The 3678-nt window shown below is 48.9% G+C and carries 6 protein-coding genes; all 6 read left to right on the top strand.

Going from position 1 to position 3678, the window contains the following annotated elements:
• Positions 1–461 precede the first annotated feature (461 nt).
• Positions 462–773, top strand: a complete 312-nt coding sequence (rplU, locus tag Q0R37_RS15440; protein WP_294755501.1) for a 50S ribosomal protein L21 — start codon at positions 462–464, stop codon at positions 771–773.
• Positions 770–1084 carry a ribosomal-processing cysteine protease Prp gene (locus Q0R37_RS15435; protein WP_294755499.1) on the top strand — a complete coding sequence of 105 codons (315 nt, stop codon included), beginning with the start codon at positions 770–772 and terminating at the stop codon, positions 1082–1084. The genes rplU and Q0R37_RS15435 overlap by 4 nt, the downstream gene beginning before the upstream one ends.
• Positions 1085–1087: 3 nt before the next feature.
• Positions 1088–1372, top strand: a complete 285-nt coding sequence (gene rpmA, locus Q0R37_RS15430; RefSeq protein ID WP_294755497.1) for a 50S ribosomal protein L27 — start codon at positions 1088–1090, stop codon at positions 1370–1372.
• A 67-nt stretch (positions 1373–1439) separates the two neighbouring features.
• Positions 1440–2717 carry a GTPase ObgE gene (gene obgE / locus Q0R37_RS15425; protein WP_294755496.1) on the top strand — a complete coding sequence of 426 codons (1278 nt, stop codon included), beginning with the start codon at positions 1440–1442 and terminating at the stop codon, positions 2715–2717.
• A 1-nt stretch (position 2718) separates the two neighbouring features.
• Positions 2719–3141, top strand: coding sequence for a ribonuclease III domain-containing protein (locus Q0R37_RS15420; RefSeq protein ID WP_294755495.1), 423 nt, complete (start codon positions 2719–2721; stop codon positions 3139–3141).
• A gap of 4 nt (positions 3142–3145) precedes the next feature.
• Positions 3146–3678 (top strand): YebC/PmpR family DNA-binding transcriptional regulator (locus tag Q0R37_RS15415; RefSeq protein ID WP_294755494.1); only part of this gene is annotated, 533 nt, incomplete at its 3' end.

Genomic DNA, 3678 nt, shown 5'->3' with positions numbered 1-3678 from the left:
GGAGGGCGTGGACGGATACTCCTACGAGATAGCCGAGGTGCAAAGGTGTCTTCGTGAGGGACTTGCGGAAAGCCCTCTCGTCCCGCACAGCGGTACTCTTGCAGTAATGCGTATCATGGACGAATGCCGCAGACAGTGGGGACTTGCTTTTCCCGGCGAAATGGTCTGATAGATCCGTCCGGATTAATAAATGAACTGTCAGGATCACCTGTAGGGGACGGCGCCCACGGCCGCGGTGCAGCAACCTGAAACGTTTTGCAAGGGCTGCCTTTGTCAGAACGACAGCGGACGCACGGAATTTACCCCTGCAATAAATCCTGAATCTGCAAATAATTCTGAAAAAATGCTTGACAAACCGAAAATGTTGTGGTAAAATATTATTGCCGCTTGTGAACGGGCTTAAAGCCGGACGTCCGTCCGCCCCCTGAGCAGCGAGTTTATTGAAAAGGCAGGTGCCACAAATGTACGCAGTTATTGAAACCGGCGGAAAGCAGTATCAGGTAAACGAGGGAGATATCATCTTCATCGAGAAGCTCGCAGCAGAGGCTGATGAGACAGTTACTTTTGACAAGGTCGTTGCTCTCGGAGCAGACAATGGTCTTAAGATCGGTACACCTTATGTTGACGGTGCAGCTGTAAGCGCAAAGGTTCTTAAGAACGGCAAGGCTAAGAAGATCACTGTTTTCACTTACAAGCCTAAGAAGGGCGAGAAGAAGAAGCAGGGTCACAGACAGCCTTACACTCAGGTCAAGATCGAAGCTATCAAGGCATGATCCGAGCTGAGATTTATCAGTCAGAAAAACAATTCCGGGGATTTCGTGTAACAGGTCACGCAGGATATGCAGAAAGCGGACAGGATATAGTCTGTGCCGCAGTCACATCGGCGTGTATGCTGGCAGCCAATATCATCACGGACGGCTTTCATATAAGCGCAAAGTCGGGCGCAGAGGACAATGTTATGCTCTGTATTGCCGATAATGCCGATGAAAGAGCCGATGCGGTGGTGGATATGCTTGTTCAGCAGCTTGAAATGATACGCGATGAATACCCGGGAACTATCAATATCTCATATTCGGAGGTGTAAATAATGATTAAGGTTAGCATTCAGTTCTTTGCTCATAAGAAGGGTGTTGGTTCTACCAAGAACGGCCGTGATTCTGAGGCTAAGAGACTTGGCGTAAAGAGAGCAGACGGTCAGTTCGTTAAGGCAGGCAATATTCTCGTTCGCCAGAGAGGTACACACATCCATCCAGGTAACGGTGTAGGTATCGGTTCAGATGATACATTATTCGCAACAGTAAGCGGTAAGGTCAAGTTTGAGCGTTACGGCCGTGACCGTAAGAAGGTTTCTGTTTACGAGATCGAGCAGTAACAGCCAAAACGTGAAAATAAATCCCGAGCATTTGCTTGGGATTTTTCTTTAGAAACGGAGGTCGGAAATGTTCGTTGATCAGGCGAAAATAAAGATCAAGGCCGGCGACGGCGGCGACGGAGCGGTGTCCTTTCACCGAGAAAAGTATGTAGCGGCAGGCGGTCCCGACGGCGGTGACGGCGGTCGCGGCGGAGATGTTGTTTTTCAGGTCGATGATAATTTCTCGACTTTAATCGACTTCAGATATAAAAGAAAATATGTGGCAGAGCGCGGCGAAAACGGCAGCGGCAGAAACTGTACGGGAAAAAGCGCTCCGCCGCTTATAATAAAAGTACCGAGAGGTACGGTCATCCGTGAAGCAAAAAGCGGAAGGATAATGGCAGATATGTCGTCTGACGAGCCGAAGGTTCTTGCAAGAGGCGGTCAGGGCGGAAAGGGAAACGTGCATTTTGCCACTTCTACCCGTCAGATACCGAAATTTGCAAAGCCCGGATTTCCGGGTGAAGAGTTCGAGGTAACCCTTGAACTTAAGCTGCTTGCGGATGTAGGTCTTGTCGGATACCCTAATGTGGGAAAGTCCACACTCATATCTGTAGTAAGCGCAGCAAAGCCAAAGATAGCGAATTATCATTTTACTACCCTTACTCCCGTGCTCGGTGTGGTAAGAGTCGATGATGAAAAGTCATTCGTTATGGCTGATATCCCCGGACTTATCGAGGGTGCGGGAGACGGCGTCGGACTTGGCCACGAGTTCCTCAGGCACGTTGAAAGATGCCGCCTTATCGTTCATGTAGTTGACGTTTCTGGCATTGAGGGACGTGATCCCTGCGAGGACTTTGAGGTCATAAATGCCGAGCTTGCAAAGTTCAACGAGGAGCTTGCCGAGCGACCGCAGATAGTTGCGGCAAATAAATCCGATATGGCAACAGACGAGCAGATCGAAAGGTTCAGAAAGTACATAGAGGATAGGGATATCCCGTTTTTCTGCATCTCTGCTGCAACGACTCAGGGCACGGCAGAGCTTATGAACAAGGTATCCGAGGTGCTTGACACTCTTCCGCCTATACGTGAATTTGAGGCAGAGCCCATACCGCAGGCAGAGCTTGATGAAATGCTCGGAGTTGACAAGAAGTTTGAGATCACAGTTGAGGACGATGTTTATTACGTTGATGCGCCGTGGATACAGCCCATTATGCGTACTGTCGATCCCGACGACTACTCGTCATTGCAATACTTCCAGCGTGTGCTCATCAACAGCGGTATTATTGCAAAGCTTGAGGAAATGGGAATTCAGGAGGGCGACACCGTAAGCCTTGAAGGCTTCGAGTTCGACTTTGTAAACTGATATGAGTACAGGAAAATTAACAGAGCGTGAAGCTAATTCATACAGTCCGCTGACGCTTGCTTTTCTCGGAGACAGCGTTTACGATACCCTTATAAGAGAGTATCTGCTGCTCATGGCGAATATGCCGGTCGCAAAGCTCCATTCGGCTAAAATAAAGCTTGTCTGCGCTGAATTTCAGTCAAAAGCATATGAGCTCATTTCCGAAAAGCTTACAGAGCATGAGCTGGCAGTGCTGAAAAGGGGCAGGAACGCTACGGGGAACACGGTCCCGAAGCACGCAGACGCTGCGGAATACCGCAGAGCTACAGCGCTGGAATGCCTGTTCGGATATCTTTATATCACAGGAGAAAACAAGCGTATCCGCGAGCTGTTTGACTTTATCATAAATTCAGATCTTAATAATAATGAACAGATAGGAGTGTAAAACTATGTCAGGTCATTCAAAATGGAATAATATCAAACGTAAGAAGGAAGCTACCGATGCTGCAAAGGGCAAGATCTTCACAAAGATCGGCAGAGAGATCACGGTAGTCGTTAAGGAAGGCGGCCCCGATCCGAACAACAACGCAAAACTTCGTGATCTTATCGCCAAGGCAAAGGCAAACAACGTGCCTAACGACAACATCGACCGTATCATCAAGAAAGCAGCCGGCGACGGAGACAAGAACAACTATGAGAACATCACATACGAGGGATACGGTCCTAACGGCGTAGCTGTTATCGTAGAGTGCCTTACCGACAACAGAAACAGAACAGCAGGCGAAGTGCGTCACTACTTTGATAAGTTCGGCGGCAACCTCGGAACTATAGGCTGCGTATCCTTCATGTTCACCAACAAGGGTATCGTTATCCTTGAGAATACAGGTCTTGACGAGGATAAGGTAATGGAAGACGTATTCGAGTTCGGCGGCGAGGACTTCGACATCAACGAGGAGACGGTCGAGATCGAGTGCGCTCCCGA

The sequence above is a fragment of the uncultured Ruminococcus sp. genome, from assembly GCF_946415235.1.
Classification (GTDB): Bacteria; Bacillota; Clostridia; order Oscillospirales; family Ruminococcaceae; genus Ruminococcus.
This window is presented reverse-complemented; position numbering and strand designations above follow the sequence as displayed.

Excerpts from the sequence above, each read along its gene's own strand:
- Q0R37_RS15435 (WP_294755499.1), top strand. The coding sequence starts at position 770 with ATGATCCGAGCTGAGATTTATCAGTCAGAAAAACAATTCCGGGGATTT.
- obgE (WP_294755496.1), top strand. The coding sequence starts at position 1,440 with ATGTTCGTTGATCAGGCGAAAATAAAGATCAAGGCCGGCGACGGCGGC.
- rpmA (WP_294755497.1), top strand. The coding sequence starts at position 1,088 with ATGATTAAGGTTAGCATTCAGTTCTTTGCTCATAAGAAGGGTGTTGGT.
- rplU (WP_294755501.1), top strand. The coding sequence starts at position 462 with ATGTACGCAGTTATTGAAACCGGCGGAAAGCAGTATCAGGTAAACGAG.
- Q0R37_RS15420 (WP_294755495.1), top strand. The coding sequence starts at position 2,719 with ATGAGTACAGGAAAATTAACAGAGCGTGAAGCTAATTCATACAGTCCG.